This is a genomic window from Gottfriedia sp. NPDC058432, assembly GCF_042721555.1.
Classification (GTDB): domain Bacteria; phylum Bacillota; class Bacilli; order Bacillales; family Bacillaceae_G; genus Gottfriedia.
The window spans coordinates 34,954-53,864 of the sequence record NZ_JBHXLC010000008.1; the positions used below are offsets into that span (position 1 = coordinate 34,954).

General features: G+C 33.1%; 23 protein-coding genes. 21 read left to right on the forward strand and 2 right to left on the reverse strand.

Translation table 11 applies throughout. The annotated features are described in order from the left end of the window. The first annotated feature begins 212 nt into the window (after nucleotides 1–212). From ACFWM3_RS09900 to ACFWM3_RS09920, 5 genes are read left to right on the forward strand one after another with little or no spacing between them, the layout of a single operon-like run. Entirely contained in the window at nucleotides 213–1,040 is an 828-nt protein-coding gene (locus ACFWM3_RS09900) for an electron transfer flavoprotein subunit beta/FixA family protein (protein ID WP_056474895.1), read from the forward strand. Further along, entirely contained in the window at nucleotides 1,041–2,081 is a 1,041-nt protein-coding gene (locus tag ACFWM3_RS09905; protein WP_098428894.1) for an electron transfer flavoprotein subunit alpha/FixB family protein, read from the forward strand. Then, nucleotides 2,065–3,360 carry an FAD-dependent oxidoreductase gene (locus ACFWM3_RS09910; protein ID WP_056474900.1) on the forward strand — a complete coding sequence of 432 codons (1,296 nt, stop codon included), beginning with the start codon at nucleotides 2,065–2,067 and terminating at the stop codon, nucleotides 3,358–3,360. Before ACFWM3_RS09905 ends, ACFWM3_RS09910 begins: the two co-directional genes overlap by 17 nt. After that, nucleotides 3,361–3,657 (forward strand): ferredoxin family protein, encoded by a 297-nt coding sequence (locus ACFWM3_RS09915; RefSeq protein ID WP_025568180.1) that lies wholly within the window; start codon nucleotides 3,361–3,363, stop codon nucleotides 3,655–3,657. Between the two features lie 6 nt (nucleotides 3,658–3,663). Then, nucleotides 3,664–3,843: a tudor domain-containing protein gene (locus ACFWM3_RS09920; protein ID WP_025568179.1), complete on the forward strand. Its 180-nt coding sequence runs from the start codon at nucleotides 3,664–3,666 to the stop codon at nucleotides 3,841–3,843. A 97-nt stretch (nucleotides 3,844–3,940) separates the two neighbouring features. On the opposite strand, the gene ACFWM3_RS09925 is transcribed toward ACFWM3_RS09920, so the two are convergent. Next, complete coding sequence (locus ACFWM3_RS09925) at nucleotides 3,941–4,366, reverse strand: hypothetical protein (protein ID WP_056474903.1); 426 nt, start codon at nucleotides 4,364–4,366, stop codon at nucleotides 3,941–3,943. A 729-nt stretch (nucleotides 4,367–5,095) separates the two neighbouring features. Between ACFWM3_RS09925 and ACFWM3_RS09930 the strand changes: the two genes are divergently transcribed. From ACFWM3_RS09930 to ACFWM3_RS09940, 3 genes are all read left to right on the forward strand, one after another. After that, entirely contained in the window at nucleotides 5,096–5,935 is an 840-nt protein-coding gene (locus tag ACFWM3_RS09930; protein WP_056474907.1) for an SAM hydrolase/SAM-dependent halogenase family protein, read from the forward strand. A 389-nt stretch (nucleotides 5,936–6,324) separates the two neighbouring features. Continuing rightward, entirely contained in the window at nucleotides 6,325–7,038 is a 714-nt protein-coding gene (locus ACFWM3_RS09935; RefSeq protein WP_390311253.1) for a WxL domain-containing protein, read from the forward strand. A 142-nt stretch (nucleotides 7,039–7,180) separates the two neighbouring features. Then, nucleotides 7,181–7,648, forward strand: a complete 468-nt coding sequence (locus ACFWM3_RS09940; protein ID WP_056474912.1) for an RDD family protein — start codon at nucleotides 7,181–7,183, stop codon at nucleotides 7,646–7,648. A gap of 29 nt (nucleotides 7,649–7,677) precedes the next feature. On the opposite strand, the gene ACFWM3_RS09945 is transcribed toward ACFWM3_RS09940, so the two are convergent. Then, a complete protein-coding gene (locus ACFWM3_RS09945; protein WP_025568175.1) occupies nucleotides 7,678–7,989 on the reverse strand; it encodes a hypothetical protein in 312 nt (103 codons plus the stop codon). A gap of 171 nt (nucleotides 7,990–8,160) precedes the next feature. Between ACFWM3_RS09945 and ACFWM3_RS09950 the strand changes: the two genes are divergently transcribed. The 13 genes from ACFWM3_RS09950 (at nucleotide 8,161) to ACFWM3_RS10010 (ending at nucleotide 18,907) form a co-directional block, all read left to right on the forward strand. Beyond that, on the forward strand, nucleotides 8,161–8,772 hold the full coding sequence (locus tag ACFWM3_RS09950) for a sterol desaturase family protein (protein ID WP_390311254.1): 612 nt from the start codon (nucleotides 8,161–8,163) through the stop codon (nucleotides 8,770–8,772). Between the two features lie 352 nt (nucleotides 8,773–9,124). Further along, the gene (locus ACFWM3_RS09955) at nucleotides 9,125–10,342 is read left to right on the forward strand and encodes an SLC45 family MFS transporter (protein WP_390311255.1); all 1,218 of its coding nucleotides are present in this window, start codon (nucleotides 9,125–9,127) and stop codon (nucleotides 10,340–10,342) included. Between the two features lie 140 nt (nucleotides 10,343–10,482). Further along, the gene (gene deoC / locus ACFWM3_RS09960; protein ID WP_098860840.1) at nucleotides 10,483–11,154 is read left to right on the forward strand and encodes a deoxyribose-phosphate aldolase; all 672 of its coding nucleotides are present in this window, start codon (nucleotides 10,483–10,485) and stop codon (nucleotides 11,152–11,154) included. A gap of 163 nt (nucleotides 11,155–11,317) precedes the next feature. Then, nucleotides 11,318–11,491 carry a 30S ribosomal protein S21 gene (gene rpsU, locus ACFWM3_RS09965; RefSeq protein WP_003152957.1) on the forward strand — a complete coding sequence of 58 codons (174 nt, stop codon included), beginning with the start codon at nucleotides 11,318–11,320 and terminating at the stop codon, nucleotides 11,489–11,491. Between the two features lie 14 nt (nucleotides 11,492–11,505). Next, on the forward strand, nucleotides 11,506–11,955 hold the full coding sequence (locus tag ACFWM3_RS09970; protein WP_056474918.1) for a GatB/YqeY domain-containing protein: 450 nt from the start codon (nucleotides 11,506–11,508) through the stop codon (nucleotides 11,953–11,955). A 43-nt stretch (nucleotides 11,956–11,998) separates the two neighbouring features. After that, the gene (locus tag ACFWM3_RS09975; protein ID WP_390311256.1) at nucleotides 11,999–12,178 is read left to right on the forward strand and encodes a hypothetical protein; all 180 of its coding nucleotides are present in this window, start codon (nucleotides 11,999–12,001) and stop codon (nucleotides 12,176–12,178) included. 448 nt (nucleotides 12,179–12,626) lie between these two features. Further along, nucleotides 12,627–13,091, forward strand: coding sequence for a hypothetical protein (locus tag ACFWM3_RS09980; RefSeq protein WP_390311257.1), 465 nt, complete (start codon nucleotides 12,627–12,629; stop codon nucleotides 13,089–13,091). Between the two features lie 342 nt (nucleotides 13,092–13,433). Then, complete coding sequence (gene yqfC / locus ACFWM3_RS09985) at nucleotides 13,434–13,682, forward strand: sporulation protein YqfC (protein WP_088011443.1); 249 nt, start codon at nucleotides 13,434–13,436, stop codon at nucleotides 13,680–13,682. Between the two features lie 47 nt (nucleotides 13,683–13,729). Continuing rightward, the gene (yqfD, locus tag ACFWM3_RS09990; protein WP_390311258.1) at nucleotides 13,730–14,917 is read left to right on the forward strand and encodes a sporulation protein YqfD; all 1,188 of its coding nucleotides are present in this window, start codon (nucleotides 13,730–13,732) and stop codon (nucleotides 14,915–14,917) included. Nucleotides 14,918–14,921: 4 nt separating this feature from the next. Further along, nucleotides 14,922–15,884, forward strand: a complete 963-nt coding sequence (locus tag ACFWM3_RS09995; RefSeq protein WP_056474929.1) for a PhoH family protein — start codon at nucleotides 14,922–14,924, stop codon at nucleotides 15,882–15,884. 73 nt (nucleotides 15,885–15,957) lie between these two features. Further along, nucleotides 15,958–18,060 (forward strand): HD family phosphohydrolase, encoded by a 2,103-nt coding sequence (locus ACFWM3_RS10000; RefSeq protein WP_390311259.1) that lies wholly within the window; start codon nucleotides 15,958–15,960, stop codon nucleotides 18,058–18,060. Nucleotides 18,061–18,069: 9 nt separating this feature from the next. Beyond that, nucleotides 18,070–18,546: an rRNA maturation RNase YbeY gene (gene ybeY / locus ACFWM3_RS10005; RefSeq protein WP_056474934.1), complete on the forward strand. Its 477-nt coding sequence runs from the start codon at nucleotides 18,070–18,072 to the stop codon at nucleotides 18,544–18,546. Next, the gene (locus ACFWM3_RS10010; RefSeq protein WP_390311260.1) at nucleotides 18,527–18,907 is read left to right on the forward strand and encodes a diacylglycerol kinase family protein; all 381 of its coding nucleotides are present in this window, start codon (nucleotides 18,527–18,529) and stop codon (nucleotides 18,905–18,907) included. Before ybeY ends, ACFWM3_RS10010 begins: the two co-directional genes overlap by 20 nt. Nucleotides 18,908–18,911 lie beyond the last annotated feature (4 nt).

The window sequence follows — 18,911 nt, forward strand, 5'->3', positions numbered from 1 at the left end:
GCACCGCTCAGCAGGCGAAGTAACGAAGAAAGCGAGCGTTTGGCGGGCAGTCTAAGAGACATTTTCAACTACTATGTTGTGAATGTCTCTTTTTTTTCGTTTCGCTTTTTTTAGTTGCATTCTATCATATTTTTTCAATAAAAATAATATATTTGAACAACATGTACATTTACTAACTATGGGAGACGGGAAGAAAAAGGGAGAGTGAAAAAGTGTTACATATTGTGGTTTGTATAAAACAAGTGCCAGATACGAAGATCATTAAGATGAATCCTAAAACGAATACGATGGACCGTGCAAGCGCTCCAGCAATATTAAATCCGTATGATGCTCATGCGGTAGAGGAAGCTGTTCGAATTAAGAATAAATATGGTGGAACAGTTTCGGTTATTACCATGGGGCCACCACCTGCTGTAAAAGCTATAAGAAAATGTATTGAAATTGGTGCAGATGAAGGGTATATGATTTCAGACCGTGCATTCGCTGGGGCAGATACGTTAGCGACAAGCTATGCTTTGACGAAAGCGATTGAGAAAATAGGACAAATTCAAGCGATTGATTTAATCATTTGTGGAAAGATGACAATTGACGGTGATACTGGACAAGTTGGACCAGGTATAGCACGTCGTTTAGATATACCACCGTTAACATCTGTTAAGAAGGTCCAAGAAATTAATAAAGGTGATGGATATGCAATTGTTCATCGAAAAATAGAAGATGGCCATGAAGTGATTAAAACGAGTTTACCTTGTCTATTTGCAGTTGAGAAGGAAATAAATGAAGTTCCTTATTCATCACTTACAAATATGATAAAAGCTGCAAGGTATAACCCGACAATATGGGCCGTGAAGGATTTAGAAGATATCGATATTAAACAACTAGGTTTAAAAGGTTCACCAACAATTGTATCGAAAGTATGGGCTCCACCAAAGGCTAAAGGTGGTACGGTATTTGAAGGAACTTCATTAGAAAAAGTAAATGAACTAATGAAGATTTTAAATGAGAAGAAAGAGTTATTTGAAGTGAAAGGAGGGGTATAAATGGATTTCTCAGAGTACAAAGGTATTTGGGTGTTTATTGAAGAAAACGATAAAGTCATAGCACCCGTGTCACTTGAATTGCTAGGAGCTGGTAAAGAATTAGCAGAAAAACGTGGCTGCGAATTAGCAGGATTATTAATTGGTGAAAATGTGAAATCGTTAGCCCCTACGTTATTTGAATACGGTGCTGACATCGTTTATGTATATGATGACCCAATTTTTAAGGATTATCGTACTGAATCTTATATGAAAGCAGTACTTGAATGTTGTAACAAATATAAGCCTGAAATCTTATTATATGGAGCTACTTCTAAAGGGAAGGATTTAGCAAGTGCAGTTGCAACTGACTTACCTACAGGTTTAACAGCCGATACAACTGTATTAGATGTTGAAGAAGATACAGGGCTATTATTAGCTAGTCGACCTGCTTTTGGTGGAAATATAATGGCAACTATTCTTTGTAAGAAATATAGACCTCAAATGGCGACAGTTCGTCCAAAGGTTATGAAAGCGCTCGCTCCTATTCCTGGCGCTGAGGGAGTTGTGATCGAAGAGGAAATTGATTTAAAAGAAGAAGATATTCGTACAAAAGTTTTAGAGATTGTACGTGCAACAACTAAGAAGGTTCGCATTGATGAAGCGGATATCATCGTAGCGGGTGGCAAAGGATTAGGTAGTAAAGACGGATTTCAGTTGATTCATATGTTTGCTGAATCGATTGGAGCGGCTGTTGGTGCAAGTCGTGATGTAGTTGAAGCTGGCTGGGTTGAACATCATCATCAAGTTGGTCAGACTGGCTTAACGGTTACACCAAAAATTTATTTTGCAATTGGGATATCTGGCGCAATCCAACATATTGTTGGGATGCAAAATTCAGGTCTCATTATTGCAATCAATAAAGATCCAAATGCGGCAATTTTTCAATCTTGTCATTACGGCATCGTAGGAGACGCATTTGAAATTGTACCAATGCTGATTAACCAATTCCAAGAAAGTTTTTCTTTAAAGGAGGAAAATCACGATCATGCCGGAAAAATTTGATGTAATTGTCGTTGGAGCAGGCCCAGCAGGAATTTCATGTGCATACGAACTCGCAAAAAATGGTGTTAATGTTGTCCTTATTGAAAGAGGAGAGTATCCAGGTTCGAAAAATGTTATGGGTGGCGTATTGTATCGTAAAATGATGGAGGATGTTATACCTGAATTTTGGAAGGATGCACCAATTGAGCGTGTGATTGTAGAGCAGCGAGTTATGATGCTTGATAAACAATCCGCTACTACCTTTGGATATAAAGGTCTTGAATTTGCTGAGGAACCTTATAATAATTTTACTGTTCTGCGCTCAAAATTTGATCAATGGTTTGCTCAAAAAGCAGTAGAACAAGGTGCATTATTAATTAATGAAACAGTTGTTCTCGAGTGTATTGTTGAAAACGATATGGTTGTTGGGGTAAGGACGGATCGACCAGACGGTGATTTATATGCCGATGTGGTAGTTCTAGCTGATGGAGTAAATTCACTTTTAGGAAAATCTTTAGGTTTCCATAAAGAATGGAGACCAGATGAAGTCGCTTTGGCTACAATGGAAATTTTAAAGCTGGATAGTAAAATAATTCAAGATCGATTCGGTCTTGAAGGTAACCAAGGGGTAGCAATTGAGCTATTTGGAGATGCGACAAAAGGCATAGTTGGCACAGGATTTTTATATACAAATAAAGATTCTCTTAGCATTGGGGTCGGTACATTATTATCAGGAATGATTGAAAATAAATTGAAACCTTATGATTTACTTGAATATGTTAAGAATCATCCGATGATTAGACCGTATATTCAAGGAAGCGAACCACAAGAATACCTTGCTCATTTAATTCCTGAAGGTGGGTACAAATCGATTCCTAAATTGGTAGGAAACGGAGTGTTGGTAATTGGTGATGCAGCACAGTTAGTAAACGCAATTCATCGTGAAGGTTCAAATATGGCAATGACATCTGGAAGATTAGCAGCAGAGACCATTATCGAAGCAAAAGCGATTGATAACTACTCTGATGTTGCTTTAAAACCATACGCTGATAAATTACTAAATAGCTTCGTAGGACAGGATTTGAAAAAATATAAAGATGCAACACATCATTTTGAAAAATTCCCTCAATATTTCGAGCAATATATTCCACTATTAAATAAATCTGCCAGCCAAATGTTTACAGTAGATGGTAAATCTAAATGGGAAAAACAAAAGAATATTATGAGTAATATAGGAGGAGCAAAGGCTAAAATTAAGCTTGCGAAAGATGTATACAAAGCATGGAAGGTGATGAAATAAATGAGTGAGACAAAAAAAGAAAGTACAATCGAAGAAAAGCAGTATCTCGTTCGTTTTAATGCCGATACAAAATCGCACTTAACTGTACTAGATTCCGATATTTGTATGACAAAATGTCCTGATAAAATCTGTACGATTTTTTGCCCTGCAGAAGTTTATAAATGGGAAAATATTCGAATGCATGTTGGATACGAGGGATGTCATGAATGTGGAAGCTGTAGAATAGGCTGTCCTCATCAAAATATTAAATGGGAATATCCGAAAGGTGGGCACGGAATTATATTTAGATTGGGGTGATCTGAAATGTTCTCGATAGGCAACTATGTTATGTTTAGCTTAGATGGTGCTGTGGGAACGGTTATGGAAACTAAAGATAATCATTGCTTAGTAGCTTGGGAGGATCGTGTTTGTAGCTGGGCAAGTTTCGATCTACTAAGGAAAATTAGCTGCGCAGAATTAATTCAACTCTTCACTCCAAAATAATTCACCTATTTTTAAATGTAAAAAACCTATAAAATATGGGGGCTATATGGGAGGTAACTAAAACCACCTATATAGCCCCCAATTACATATTAGAGCATCACATTAACCCGTATACCATAAAAACAATTCTAAATGTTCCTTTTTCTATTTTCACTTTTTTAGGTTCTATGATAGATTTTTTTTCAGATTTCGGTTTACATATTTTACAGGATTTTTTTAAGTTATCACTGTTTTTAGGTATAGATAATTTTGTTTTTTCTTTTTGACTAGTTTCTAGTTTAGAGTGTTCAGTTTTATTAACTATCTTGGTTGGTTTAGTACTTATGTCTTTTTCTGTTGCTTCATTATATTCTGCTTCATTTGAAGGATCTGTAAAAGAGGTAAAAATAAATATAACAAATAAGGCCCCAGTAATAATAAAATTCTTTAAAGCCTTTCCGTTCATTTTAAAGAAAGAGATCATCCCCAAAATAATAAAAAAAAGGATTCCAATAAGACATAAAAATTCAATAAACGTGTACAATAGATAGCCTCCCTATATTTCGCCACATAATAAATATTCGTTATAGAGGACTAAATAACCTTTTTGAAGTGAAATAAACCATTACTAAAGTTTAGGAGTGTTCCGTTAAACAAAATAATAAGTACTATTTTCCTATACTTAACAATTTATTTTTAGTGCTTTAGTTGTTATTGTTTGATAACTAAATAACACCCGTAGATAAAAATGTTGTATACCTATTATCAAAGGAATAATTTTTTCCTAGAAAAAATAGACCACTAATATGAGCTCGATCATTTATAAGGAAGACTCCTATTAATATAGAAGTCTTTACATAATTTTTTAATAACGTCAGTCCACTTAAATTAAAAAGTTCCCCAAATTGTCCCCTAGTTATTTAATTTAGAATACATCATTATACAAATCTAGGGGACATTAATAGTAGTAAAAAATGTTAATGTACCAGCATTCCAAAACTATATACTTATAACATTTACATGCTAATGTTATTAATAGATATAGGATCTAACGACTATATCTTTTTTATTTTGAAGTTTAAGGGAAACGTTGAAACGAATATTAAGGATAAAGGAATTAATATTTACTAAAACTATACAATTCGAACCATATGAATGAATAAATTCAACCGTATAATTAAATTCATTAATTAAATACGAATATTATCATTGACTAAATAATAGATTGAATTTATATTTAATTTTAAATATTTGAATAATTAGGGGTGCTTAAATGGGAAATGCATTAGTGTTTCAGTCAGATTTTGGATTACTAGATGGAGCAGTTAGCGCTATGTATGGTGTTTCTTGTAATGTAAATCAAGATATAAAGATTTACGACTTGACCCATGATATACCTCAATACAATATTTGGGAAGCTTCATATAGACTTGTACAAACAATGAATTACTGGCCAGTTGGAACAGTATTTGTTTCAGTTGTAGACCCAGGTGTAGGGTCAGATCGTAGAAGCATAGTGGCTCGCACAAATACGAATCACTTCATTATTACACCTGATAACGGAACATTAACACATGTTGGCAAAATATATGGGATCAACCAATTAAGAGTCATTGACGAAGAAATTAATAGACTTCCAAATTCAAGTGAATCTTATACTTTCCATGGAAGAGATATATTTGCTTATACAGGTGCAAGATTAGCTTCTGGAATAATTGACTTCGAAAATATTGGTCCAGAAGTAGATTCAAATTCATACATACAATTACCTATTAAAGAATGCCATAGTGAAAACAATTCGATAACAGGAACAATTGATATACTTGATGTTCGTTATGGTAGTATTTGGACGAATATTGGTCGATCAGATTTTCTCAAACAAGGCGTTTCTCATGGGGATTTTGTCGAAGTGCTAATTACATACCAAGGAAGAAAAGTATACAAACAAGCCGTAAAATATGGAAAATCATTTGCTGATGTAGCAATTGGAGAACCAATTTTATATGCAAACAGTCTGGATCAAATGGCAGTTGCTGTAAATCAAGGTTCGTTTACTGATGAATACGGAATTGATACCGGGATCGAATGGGAAATAACACTTATAAGCAAGTAGGAAAAGCTTAAGAGTATCAAACATTTAGAGCTAGTAGAAAAGAGCTAATTTTAGTAATTTTTCAATTGAATTTTAACTTAGAAGTTTACTTATATTTAAGTGGGCTTCTCTTTTTGTTGTGAATTTTAATCGGAAAATTGGAACTTTCGAAGTAGAATTTATAAGTTTACGTGAAATGTTTCACGTGAAAAACATTTTTGACTCTATTAAATTTCTTATATTTAGGGGATTTGTTTAATTAAAAGTAAAATTTAAGTGAACGTTTTCACAAATTATTCACAGACAATGGTATTTTTCTTTACTATAATTGGCCTTAACTTCAAGATAGATGTTTAGTTCTTTTTTGAAATATCTTTAATGAAGAATTTTATTTAAGGGGTTTTGATTAAATGAAGGTTTCAAAAATTGTAGCAATTGGTGTAGTAAGTTTTTCAACACTCGTAGGAGCGGCAAACACTTCCTTTGCAGCTGTCGCGTCTCAAGCAAATTCAAAAGCAGCTATTAATTTTACAGAAGGTTCTGGTCCAGTAACTCCAGTAGATCCAACTGACCCAGCAACTCCATTAGAGCCAATTGGACCTACTGATCCAACAGATCCTCCTACAGGTGAGACAGGTTCGTTAACATTGGACTTTGTTTCTTCAGTTCAATTTGGTTCGAAAGAAGTTTCAAGTAGTGATCAGGTTTATTCTTCTACATCTAAAAAGCCTTTTATCCAAGTTTCTGATCGACGAGGTACTGGTGCAGGGTGGAAAGTGACAGCTAAAGCTAGTAAATTTACAAACGGTGCAAGTGAATCACTACCTGGAGCGGTTCTTACATTTAAAAATGGATCAGTTGTAACACCAGGAAGTGGAACTGGCCCAACGCCTGCTCAAACGATTACATTAAATACAGATGGATTAACTGAATCATCAGTTGTTACTGCTGAAGCAGGTACGGGACTTGGTACTTGGTTAACTAGATGGTTAGGCCCAAATCCAGATGTTAATGATGGTGCAGTAAATAATAATGTTACTTTAAAAATTCCTGGTGGAACAGCAACAGTAGGTAATCATGAAGCAATTGTTACTTGGACACTAGTCGATGCTCCTGGAGTATAATTAAATCTACATAAAAAAGTTAATTGATTTTTAGCCTGATTAGAGTATTTTCTATCAGGCTTTTTATATTTTTCTACTAAAAAATTCTGTATAATTTAAACTGTCGTTTAGGACAGCTTAGAAACTAAAGGTGGAGATTTTATTGGAATCATATTCTAAATTAGCAAGTAGATCAAGTAGGTTATTAGCAATATTGGTTGATGGATTTATAAGTTTTCTTTTTATTTTTGCCATTTCTATTATTACTGGAATGACAAAGTTTTCAACATTTTTTGATCCTACTAGAGTAGACAAATTTGATATTTGGACTTCTCTACTATCCATTATTAGTGTCATTATATTTTATATTTTGATCCCTACATTTGTTTGGAAAGGGCAAACATTAGGAAAGCGTTGGTTAAATATTGTAATCGTTAAGAACGATGATCAGGAAGTAAATTTAAAGACGATGTTTTTAAGAGAAATTTTTTTCGTTTTAGGATACATTAAAATACCATATTTTTCGTTAGTTGTAGGTTTTGTTGCATTTGTCGATCCTTTTTTCATTTTTTCTGCAGATCGCAAAACACTACATGATTTAATTGCTAAAACTAAAGTAATTGATGTATAAAAAAGAAAGCTCAATTCGAGCTTTCTTTTTTATTTTAAAATTTTCATCTGGCTTATATGGGCACGTGTTTCTTCAGTACCTAATTCATAAATCATTGCATAAGCTTGTTTTAAAAAATAGTCATAACCATCGTTGTTTTCTTGACTCCAATTTGTGATTGGAATGATGAAAGCAGTTTGTATACCTGCTGCTTCATCATAACTGTCAATCTGATGGAAAATTCTTTCGAGTCTATGTTTTTCATCAATTGTAGCATCGATTTCTAACTCATAAGGTGCGTCCCCTTGATTCGGAACAATTGTTTTTGCTTGAACGGATACATAATATCTCCTTTTTTCCATAAAGATCTCCCTTTTACGTATTTTTGGTTATCATTTTTATTATCTTCACCGACCAGTGCTTTATTCAAAATTAATAATCAGCGCTAATAGCCCTAAAAAGGAATTTCATAAATAATATTGAAATATAAATTTGATATTAAGATAATTTAGGTATGGATAAGGGGGGATTTTATGAAGGGACTATATCGAGAATTTTTTCTTCATTTCGATATTATTGTGATGGGGGTACTTTTTTTAATTGGGATTATTTATAGTATAGGATTTCATTTTTCTTGGTTTACTGTCTTAATTTTCATTATAGGAATAATCTTTTTTATGTTTAGTGAGTATGTAACTCATCGTTTTATTTTCCACATTAAGGCACCAAAAAATAAACTATTTCTTAAATTTATGAAAAGAATTCATTATGATCATCATACGTATCCAGATGATTTGAAATTGTTATTTTTACCGATATGGTACAGCATTCCGAATTTAGGATCACTTTGTATCATTTATTTTTTGATATCTAGAAATCTAATTCAAACGATCGCATTTGGCTCAGGTTTAGTTTTAATGTTACTAGTGTACGAATGGAAGCATTATGTAGCTCACAGGCCAATTAAACCAATAACGAAAGTTGGCCGACAGATTAAAAAGCTACATATCTTGCATCATTTTAAAAATGAAAACTTTTGGTATGGCGTATCAACACCTATTTTTGATGGCATCTTTGGTACGTTGAAGGATGAGAAGGAAGTAGTAACAAGTAATACCGCGAAAGCCTTAGAAGAAAGAATGTAAGCAGAAAGTAAAAGAGTTATCTTGGAGGAATAATGTTTTACTTATTATCTTTTTTAATTGGTGGTTGTTACGGTATTATTGCTGGTTGTACGTTTTATATAATTAAAATGATTAAGGAAAATGCCTAGTGTTTACGCTAGGTTTTTTTGTCGGTTTTAAACACCTTTTATTTATGAAACAGCCTATTTTAATGAACTTTTACTAAAAAATTAATATTTTATTAAAATTGAAAAAAGGGTAAATATTTGATTGGATGGCCTACTATACTGAAAATAAGGGGGAATGATTGTGTCATTGGATCGAACTCAATTAGAAAATGTTTTAAGACAGATAAAAGAAAAGAGAAATTCAAATGACTAAACTAAATTATAAAAAAATTATGCTCTTAGGATTTGGATTTTTTGCAATCAGTCTTACTTGGTCCGTCTATAATGCTTTTATGCCAAAACTTTTAAGTGATTATATAAAGTCATCTGCTTTAATCGGATTTATTATGACGTTTGATAATTATTTTGCATTATTTTTACAACCTGCCGTTGGAATGTATAGTGATCGTTTAGATACACGATTTGGTAGAAGAATGCCATTTCTAATGATCGGTATGCCTCTTGCAGCAATATTTACCTTTTTAATTCCAGTGCATAAAACACTTTTTATGTTAATCTTTTTTATTGTGTTTATGAATTTAAGTATGAGTATTTTCCGTTCTCCTGTTATAGCACTTATGCCTGATTTAACAAGAGTTGAACAAAGAAGTAAGGCGAATAGTGTCATTAATTTTATGGGTGGAATTGGTGCTTTAATAGCATTCTTTATTGGTTCAATTTTATGGGATCTAAATAAAGGATTTCCTTTTTACTTAGCAGGATTTTTAATGTTAGTTAGTTTTCTAATTCTTTTTTTCTTTATTAGAGAAAAAAGAGATGTTCTAAATTATGAGCAAGCTGAAGAAAAGGTGAAATTAAGAGAAGGTTTCCGTTCAGCCATTCAGAATAAAAGTGTATTATTTCTATTATTAGCAATTCTGAGTTGGTTCACGGGATTTAATGGAATTGAGACCTTTTTTACACGTTATGGAGAAGTTTATTTAGGGGTAAAAGTAAGTGCAGCGGCATTTTCATTTGCTTTCCTCTCATTAGCATTTTTAATCTTTGCAATTCCTGCTGGGTTCATTGGAACAAAAATTGGTAAGAAACGCAGCATATTAATTGGTATATTTGGAATCATGATTGGGTTTATTGTTTTATTTTTCTTAAAGGATTTATTATACATTCGAATAGTCTTTTTGGTTATGGGATGTTTTTGGGCATTAGTAAACATTAATTCATATCCTTTTTTAGCTGAGATGGCACCGATTGGGTTTATTGGAACTTTCACAGGTTTATATTATTTATTCTCATCGATTGCCAATATTATTTCACCCCCATTTTTAGGTGCAATTATGGATCTAATTGGATTCAAATTCATGTTCTTGTATGGTTTTTTCTTTATTACAGTATCATTCTTTATGATGCTTAAAGTAAAAGACAATCATAAAACAGTCGAAAAAAATTCAAATGCATCTATTTAAATTTGATGCTTTGAATTTTTTTTAATAGTTATTAAATCGTTTCACATAATTAAAATTAAAAAACAAATAATAATGAATGCTTATTTCAGTGTCTTTAAAAGAGTAATTTTGAAAAAAACAAAAGTTAGGAGCACTACAAAATGACAACTAATATCAATAAATTGATTGATCATACAGTTTTAAAACCTGAAACAACTAAATCTCAAATTGAAAAATTATGTCAAGAAGCAAAAGAACATAATTTTGCTTCGGTTTGTGTGAATCCAACTTGGGTCAGTCATTGTGCAAGTTTGTTAAAGGGCTCTGAAGTTTTGGTTTGTACTGTTATTGGATTTCCTTTAGGCGCGAATACAAAAGAAACAAAAGCGTTTGAAACTAAGAATGCAATTGAAAATGGAGCCGGGGAAGTAGATATGGTGATCAATATCGGAGCTTTAAAAGATAAGGACTATGATACTGTTGAACAAGATATAGCAGCAGTTGTAAATGCAGCAAAAGGTAAAGCGTTAGTAAAAGTAATTATCGAAACAAGCTTGTTAACGAATGAAGAAAAAGAAATGGCTTCTAAGCTTTCTGTAAAAGCCGGAGCAGATTTCGTTAAAACATCTACAGGATTTTCAACTGGTGGTGCAACTGTAGAGGATGTAGCATTAATGAGAAAAACAGTTGGGCCTGATATTGGAGTTAAAGCATCAGGAGGAGTACGCGATCTAGCAAGTGTAAATGAAATGGTTAAAGCTGGGGCAACTCGAATTGGTACAAGTAATGGAATCACGATTGTCCAAGGAAACGTAGCGACAGAAGGCTATTGATTCCTTTTAATGGTAAAGGGTGTTAAGTTTCAAACTTGACATTTACCTGTTGACCTATCAATAGTTTATGTATTATAATCGTAAAAGACATGTGGAAAAGGGTTTCTTTTTTTACAGTGTTTTATTGATTGTAAGTGGTAGCTTGGAGGGAGGGAAAAGTAAGATGTCTAAAACAGTCGTTCGTAAAAACGAATCTTTAGAAGATGCTCTTCGTCGTTTTAAACGTTCAGTTTCTAAAACTGGTACGCTACAAGAAGCAAGAAAACGCGAATTTTATGAAAAGCCAAGTGTAAAACGTAAGAAAAAATCAGAGGCAGCGAGAAAACGTAAATTCTAAGAGAGGGTGTTACTATGAGTCTTCTCGAACGTTTGAATTCAGATATGAAACAAGCGATGAAGGAAAAAAACAAAGACAAGTTAGCAGTTATTCGAATGGTGAAAGCGTCATTACAAAATGAAGTAATTAGCTTAGGGAATAATGTGACATTGTCAGCTGATCAAGAGTTAACAATTTTAACTCGTGAAGTGAAACAACGTAAAGACTCCCTCCTGGAATTCGAAAAAGCTGGTCGTCAAGACCTTGTGGATAAATTAAAGCAAGAGTTACTGATTCTAAACGAATACTTGCCTCAACAATTATCTGAAGAGGAACTTCTTGAAATTGTACGTGCTACAATTTCAGAAGTCGGTGCTACATCAAAAGCTGACATGGGGAAAGTTATGAGTGCAGTTATGCCTAAAGTAAAAGGACAAGCTGATGGCTCTTCTGTGAATAAAGCTGTAGCAAGTCTGTTAAAATAAACGTCTATTTTTAGACGTTTATTTTTTTTTGTTTTTGGGATGAGTGGCTGTATATGGAATTGCGATTGTTAAAGAGTGTGCAAATAAAATGATTGAAACTGCAATTAAATTCCTTGGAAGTGCAAATAAAATCTTCGAAAATACAATTAAAATCTTCGAAACTGCAAATAAAAAAATCAAAACTGCAATTAACTCCTCAAAAATGATTACTTCACTCGAATAAATCACATTAGTTTGCTAACTTTTTACGATAACAATACCGTTCACTAAAAAAAACTTAATTTCTTATAAAACTGTTAAGTATTCTCCTCCACCAGCCTACATCTGCACCATTTTCAGTCTTGGTGTAAACTTTATCCTTTAATTGCGCTCCACACATATCCAGTTAGTGTGTCCTGAACTAGTTTAAGATCCTGCACTTAACCAATTTGACTTGAAAGTAAATTTAATTGAAATTTGCATAATCCAGTTTGGAGAAAACGCAACCGAGAATAGCTATTTGCTCTCGTTTTTTTGCAATATAAATTAATGGAAAAAATATTAATTTTTTAGTCTAAATTTAACTAAGTGTGTGATTTATATCACATATAGAATTAATTGTATTCGGTATGATGAATTTAGATGAACAATGCATTTGTTTATCATCCACTTGTAAAGGAGAGATGGGAATAATGACACCGTTCGGGGATTTACACAATGATTTAGGTGGAATAGCATTTGCTTTAGGTTGGTTAATAATAGTCGTACCATTCGCGTTTACATTAATCTTTATTACGAAAGAGATGGCAATAGGTGACGAAGAACGATTACAAGATGAGATTAAACAAGGGGTTCATGATTATGCTAGAACAAATAAAGAACTATTCATAACAGAAACATATGATACACCACAAATTGATACATCTATGACTAAAAGGTCGTTACCAATTAAGTTGTTAGGTATTATAGTAAGTGTACTCATCACCTATGTTACAGTCAAAGGGATTTACGGTGATGGGAATAGTGATCTAACTTCAATAGGTCTTGTAGTAATGTGGAGTCTATTCTTTCTCACACAAGGGGTTCTTTGGTGGGTTACTACTTCACAAGGAAAACAAGATGTTTATCAAGATGTTACAATCCAAAGAAGAATGTAAAAACGTAAATAAAATATTTCAACCGAGAATAGTATTTGTTCTCGGTTTTATTTTTGTATCAAAAGATTTGGCTGTAACTTCAATGACATAACTAAAAAAATAACGTCTTAATATTTTGGTTGAATATGCGCACCCCATTTAGACGCCAGTACCCATAAATCTCAATTTCCTCACTAAAATTTAAAATCAATAAACCCCACTTTTATAAAATCCAAATATTCATCTTAAATTTCCATTGCCTTTTTCTTTTTATATCATACCTTCTCAGAAATCATCATAAATATGATATGAAAGGGGGAGGAGTCTATCTTGAAAAGATTAGCGCATAATTTAAAAACATGGATGTCAAGTAAGATGGACTTACCACCAGATGTACTATTGGAATTGCCACGTATTACGATGTTAGGTCAACTACATATTTATATTGAAAACCATAGAGGGTTACTTGTGTACTCAGACAATGAATTGCGTTTGTTAATGAAGCAGGGGCAGTTGTTGATTAAAGGGAAAGATTTTGTTTTGAAGACGATGTTGCCTGAGGAGATTTTGTTGGAAGGCGAAATTGAGCATGTGTATTTTATTAATGAATAGCATCTAGAACTTACACCATGATCAGTCTAATGACATGGGGGATTAGGATGAAAAACCAATGGACTTCAAATCTTACAGGGATGGTTCAAGTAAAAGTGATTGGGCTTGGACCAGAACGTTTTTTAAATGAGTGTATGCGTAAGGGGATTCCACTTCGTGAGGTGAAGAAAAGTGGAACAAATTCGATTACGTTTACAATTGAGTTGAAAGATTATAAACGGATCAAGAATATTCCTCGGAAAAAAGAATATAAAGTATATTTTATTGGCCGGAAGGGGCTTCCTTTTGAAGTTAGACGAGCTTGGAAGTATTTTGGATTTGTTATGGGTGTTGTTGGCTTTTTATTAGTTTTATTTTTACTTTCAAATATGGTTTGGAGAATAGATATAAAAGGTGCTTCACCTGAAGTTGAGTATAAACTTCGGAAAGATTTAACTCAGATGGGAGTTAAGACTGGCGCATCTCAATTTACTTTACCTAGAATGCAAATAATCCAGAAAAAGCTACAAGATGAGAATCCAACATTAACCTGGATTGGTGTACAATTAAATGGGACTACCTTTCATTTTGAGGTAGTTGAAAAGCACATACCTAAACCTGAGAAGGCATTAAGTCCACGTCATATTATTGCAAGTGAAGAAGCTGTTATTTCAAGCATGTTTGTTGAAAAAGGGAAACCTCTTGTAGTAAAGAATGATTTTGTGAAAAAAGGTCAAATATTAGTATCTGGAATAATCGGTACGGAAGAACATCCTATTTTAGTACCAGCTGTTGGCAAAATCATGGGGGAAGTTTGGCGAGAGGAAATTATTAGTGTCCCCTTAGATACTCCTTTTACGGTGCTTACAGGAGAAAGAAAAACTAGTTATTATATTGGAACTAAGGAAAATAAAATAAAATTTTGGGGATTTGATAAGAATAAATATAAGTCTTTTGAAGATGAAAGTAGTTCGTATCAATTTAAATTTATAAAATGGAAATTGCCGATCTTTTTTAGTAAAAAAACAATTCTGGAAAGTGAAAAATATGTTAGAACATACTCTAAAGTGCAGGCTGCACAACTTGGAAAAGAAATTGGTAAGAAGGAATTAATGAAAAAGTTAAGTCCGGATGCCAAGATTTTACAAGAAAAAGTTTTGCACGAGTCAATAGACAATGGTAAAGTTAATTTAAGAATGTATTATAAAGTTTTAGAAGATATCACAAAAACGAAAACTATTGTTCAAGGGGACTAAAGTAATGCCAGAACAACTACTAACGATTAATCAACAACTAGAGGATCCAAACGAAGCAATTGCCTTATTTGGTACAAACGATAAGCATCTAGAAATAATTGAGAATTTGCTTGATGTTAAGATTGTGTCTCGTGGTCAATCTGTACAAGTTTCAGGTACGAATGAAGATGTGAAAACTGTTGAGCAAATCATTCAAGCTCTTTTAGAGGTTATTCGAAATGGAGTGAGTATTACATCGAGGGATGTTACATACTCAATTCAGATGGCTAAAGAAGGAAGGCTGTCATCATTTGCTAGGTTGTATGACGAAGAAATTATTAAGAATTCAAAAGGAAAACCTATTCGAGTTAAGACTTTTGGGCAAAGACATTATCTTCGTGCAATTCAATCAAATGATTTAGTATTTGGAATTGGACCTGCTGGTACAGGTAAAACATATCTTGCAGTTGTCATGGCTGTTCAAGCATTAAAAAATAATAAAGTAAGTAAAATTATTTTAACAAGACCTGCTGTGGAAGCTGGAGAAAGTTTAGGATTTTTACCAGGAGATTTAAAGGAAAAGGTTGACCCGTATTTAAGACCACTGTATGATGCTCTACACGATGTTTTAGGGCAAGAGCATACTGTGCGTTTAATTGAACGAGGAACAATTGAAATTGCACCTTTAGCTTATATGAGGGGACGTACTTTAGAAGATGCCTTTGTCATTTTGGATGAAGCTCAAAATACGACAATGGCTCAAATGAAGATGTTTTTGACCCGTTTAGGATTTGGCTCTAAAATGGTTATTACAGGTGACCCTTCACAAATTGATTTACCTAAAGGAGTAAAGTCGGGTTTAGTATCAGCTCAACATACACTTAAAGGTGTAGAGGGCATTGGTATGACGATCTTGGAACAAACTGACGTAGTTCGTCACCCACTTGTACAAAAGATTATTCAAGCTTATGATTTAGCAAAAGAATGATTCGTAGTGACCCTACATTGATAGGGTCATTTCGTATTTTTATGATGAGGTGCATTTCTAGAAAGGGGAAACAATGAATAGTTTGCAAGCTTTAATTCAGCGTTTTAAGAATCAAACTCTTGTCATATTACTATGTACCATTGCATTCAGCTTATTAAGTTTTCTTCTTTTAGTTAGTCATGTTAGACCGGTAAAATACGACATTCAGCTATTATCAATTGCTGATGATAATATTTATTCACCTATCACGATTGAGGATAAAGGAGCTACAGCTAAAAAGCGACAAGAGGCTGAATCAAGAGTTGAGGATGTATATAAATACGAGGAAAGTTATACACAAAAGCGTATTGACATAGTAAATTCAATTTTTGATATTGTAACAGAAGTGAAAAACAAAAATGCAAAGAGTGATAATCCTACAGGACAAGCATTAATTGATAAAGAAACAAGTGATGTAAAGAAAAAACTGCCTGACGACATTCGTAAAAACTTAGAAGATAGTGTATTTAGTACTTTAGTTAAATCGTCAGATGAACAGTTAAATATTACTAAAGCTTCGTTAAATACAGCTATTAATAATGTTATGTCTGAGGAAATTACTACGAGCCAAATCGAAGAATCTCGTGGAAAGCTGCGAAATGAATTATCATATGTAAGCGTTAATCCTTCACTAAAGGATGCGATGATCTCAATTGGCGATTTTGCTATTGTTCCAAACTACTTTTATGATGTCGAAGCGACAAAAGAGAGAAGACGTCTAGAAAGTGAAAATGTAGATAGTGTCTATATTTTACAAGGACAAGTCTTAGTAAAAGCCGGAGAAACAATTACAAAGGAAAAATATGATCAATTAAAATTAGTTGGTTTAATAAAAAACAAACAGTCGATTCAACCGTATATTGGATTAATTTTATTAATTGGAGTATTGGCGTACTTCGTATTGAAGCAAACGGCAACTTTAAAAGATAAAGGGAATATATACATCGTTACATACTATAGCATTGTAATTTTTACAATCTTAATTTTGAAAATTGTAAGCTTGTTTCAAAAAGTTGAGTTTTCTGGCCTTGTATATGTAGCTCCAGTTGCGATTGGGACTTTGTTAATAAAGTTTTTATTAGGTAATCGATATTTAATGGTTTCGTCGATTATTTTCTCTATTTGCGGTAGTTTAATGTTTAATGAAGATGTAAATGGCGCAATTAATTACTCGACTGGAATCTATATTTTATTTAGTTCAATCGCCGTTTTATTTTTAAATGAGGTTAAAAATAAGCGTTCAATGATTCTCCATGCTGGATTTTTAATTTCGCTTGTTAATATTGCTACTCTGTTTTCTTTGATTTTAATTCGGAATGGTCAATATTCATCTGTAGAAATTGGGATTTATTTATTAATGGGACTTACTTCTGGAGTTTTATCAAGTGTCATTACGATGGGGATTTTACCTTTTGTAGAAGATTCGTTTGGGATGGTGTCCTCATTTAAACTTGTTGAGTTGGGTAGTCCAAATCATCCTTTATTAAGAAAAATTTTATTAGAGGCTCCGGGTACATATCATCATAGTATAATGGTTGCAAATTTAGCTGAAGGTGCTTGTGAAGCGATCGGTGCAAATGGTTTGTTAGCTAGAGTTGGAGCATATTATCATGATATAGGTAAAACGAATAATCCAGGATTCTTTATAGAAAATCAAATGGGTGGTCATAATCCCCATGATCGTATTAAACCGATTCAAAGTAAAGATATCATTTTAAGGCATGTAAGTGATGGTGTAACAATACTAAAAAAATATAATTTGCCAAAAGATATTATTGATATTGCAGCAGAGCATCATGGTACAACTTTATTAAAGTATTTTTATTACAAAGAAAAAGAGACGAATCCTGATGTTAAAGAAATTGATTTTAGATATCCTGGTCCAAAGGCTCATTCAAAGGAATCGGCAATTGTAGGAATTGCTGATAGTGTTGAAGCGGCAGTTCGTTCGTTAAAAGACCCTGATATGGAAAAAATCGAGGTATTAGTTTCTTCGATTATGCATGATCGCTTGAATGATGGTCAGTTTGCAATGTGTGAATTAAATTTAAAAGAATTATATATTGTTGAGAAATCATTGTGTGAGACTTTAAAAGGAACTTTCCATTCAAGAATACAGTATCCAGATGAAAGATAAGGTGAAATAATGGTTCAATTAGAAATAGATTTTATAGATGAAACAAATGAAGTGACTAACGAACAGCAATCTGATATAAAGGGTTTACTAGAGTGTGCACTTGAATATGAGGGTGTAACTGGTGAAGTTGAAATTGCAGTTTCATTTGTAGATGATGAAAGAATTCATGAAATTAATAAAGAGTATCGAGAGAAAGATCGTGCTACTGATGTAATTTCATTTCCAATGGAAGAATTAGGGGAAGGAGAAATTGAAATCATTGGTGTGGACTTACCGCGTACTTTAGGTGATATTGTCATTTCAATTCCTACTACTAAGAGACAAGCTGAGGAGTATGGTCATTCGTTCCGCCGTGAATTAGGTTTTTTAGCAGTGCACGGATGTTTACATTTACTAGGTTATGATCATATGAATGAAGCCGATGAGAAAGTGATGTTTACAAAACAAAAGGAAATATTAGAAAAATATGGCCTTGAAAGACTCTAAAAAAAGAGCGACATTATTTAGATCTTTTGGTTTTGCATTTAGTGGTATTTTTAAAGTCATTAAAGAAGAAAGAAATATAAAAATCCATTTATTTGCAGCCCTTATTTCAATCGGCCTTGCATTTTATTTACATATTAGTCGAATAGATTGGTTAATTCTTCTACTTATTATTACAATGGTCATTTCGCTAGAGCTTGTAAATTCTTCAATTGAGGCAGTTGTAGATTTAGCATCACCTAATAAACATCCTTTAGCAAAAAAAGCGAAGGATGTGGCAGCTGGTGCAGTGTTAGTCGCTGCAATTGTTTCAATCATTATAGGTGCTTTGCTATTTTTTCCGTATTTTACTATACTACGTTAATAAG

Bases quoted from the DNA above. Each gene is read 5' to 3' on its own strand.
- ACFWM3_RS09905 (WP_098428894.1), top strand. From the start codon at position 1,041: ATGGATTTCTCAGAGTACAAAGGTATTTGGGTGTTTATTGAAGAAAAC.
- ACFWM3_RS09910 (WP_056474900.1), top strand. From the start codon at position 2,065: ATGCCGGAAAAATTTGATGTAATTGTCGTTGGAGCAGGCCCAGCAGGA.
- ACFWM3_RS09915 (WP_025568180.1), top strand. From the start codon at position 3,361: ATGAGTGAGACAAAAAAAGAAAGTACAATCGAAGAAAAGCAGTATCTC.
- ACFWM3_RS09920 (WP_025568179.1), top strand. From the start codon at position 3,664: ATGTTCTCGATAGGCAACTATGTTATGTTTAGCTTAGATGGTGCTGTG.
- ACFWM3_RS09930 (WP_056474907.1), top strand. From the start codon at position 5,096: ATGGGAAATGCATTAGTGTTTCAGTCAGATTTTGGATTACTAGATGGA.
- ACFWM3_RS09935 (WP_390311253.1), top strand. From the start codon at position 6,325: ATGAAGGTTTCAAAAATTGTAGCAATTGGTGTAGTAAGTTTTTCAACA.
- ACFWM3_RS09945 (WP_025568175.1), bottom strand. From the start codon at position 7,989: ATGGAAAAAAGGAGATATTATGTATCCGTTCAAGCAAAAACAATTGTT.
- ACFWM3_RS09950 (WP_390311254.1), top strand. From the start codon at position 8,161: ATGAAGGGACTATATCGAGAATTTTTTCTTCATTTCGATATTATTGTG.
- ACFWM3_RS09955 (WP_390311255.1), top strand. From the start codon at position 9,125: ATGACTAAACTAAATTATAAAAAAATTATGCTCTTAGGATTTGGATTT.
- deoC (WP_098860840.1), top strand. From the start codon at position 10,483: ATGACAACTAATATCAATAAATTGATTGATCATACAGTTTTAAAACCT.
- rpsU (WP_003152957.1), top strand. From the start codon at position 11,318: ATGTCTAAAACAGTCGTTCGTAAAAACGAATCTTTAGAAGATGCTCTT.
- ACFWM3_RS09970 (WP_056474918.1), top strand. From the start codon at position 11,506: ATGAGTCTTCTCGAACGTTTGAATTCAGATATGAAACAAGCGATGAAG.
- ACFWM3_RS09980 (WP_390311257.1), top strand. From the start codon at position 12,627: ATGACACCGTTCGGGGATTTACACAATGATTTAGGTGGAATAGCATTT.
- yqfC (WP_088011443.1), top strand. From the start codon at position 13,434: ATGTCAAGTAAGATGGACTTACCACCAGATGTACTATTGGAATTGCCA.
- yqfD (WP_390311258.1), top strand. From the start codon at position 13,730: ATGAAAAACCAATGGACTTCAAATCTTACAGGGATGGTTCAAGTAAAA.
- ACFWM3_RS09995 (WP_056474929.1), top strand. From the start codon at position 14,922: ATGCCAGAACAACTACTAACGATTAATCAACAACTAGAGGATCCAAAC.
- ACFWM3_RS10000 (WP_390311259.1), top strand. From the start codon at position 15,958: ATGAATAGTTTGCAAGCTTTAATTCAGCGTTTTAAGAATCAAACTCTT.
- ybeY (WP_056474934.1), top strand. From the start codon at position 18,070: ATGGTTCAATTAGAAATAGATTTTATAGATGAAACAAATGAAGTGACT.
- ACFWM3_RS10010 (WP_390311260.1), top strand. From the start codon at position 18,527: ATGGCCTTGAAAGACTCTAAAAAAAGAGCGACATTATTTAGATCTTTT.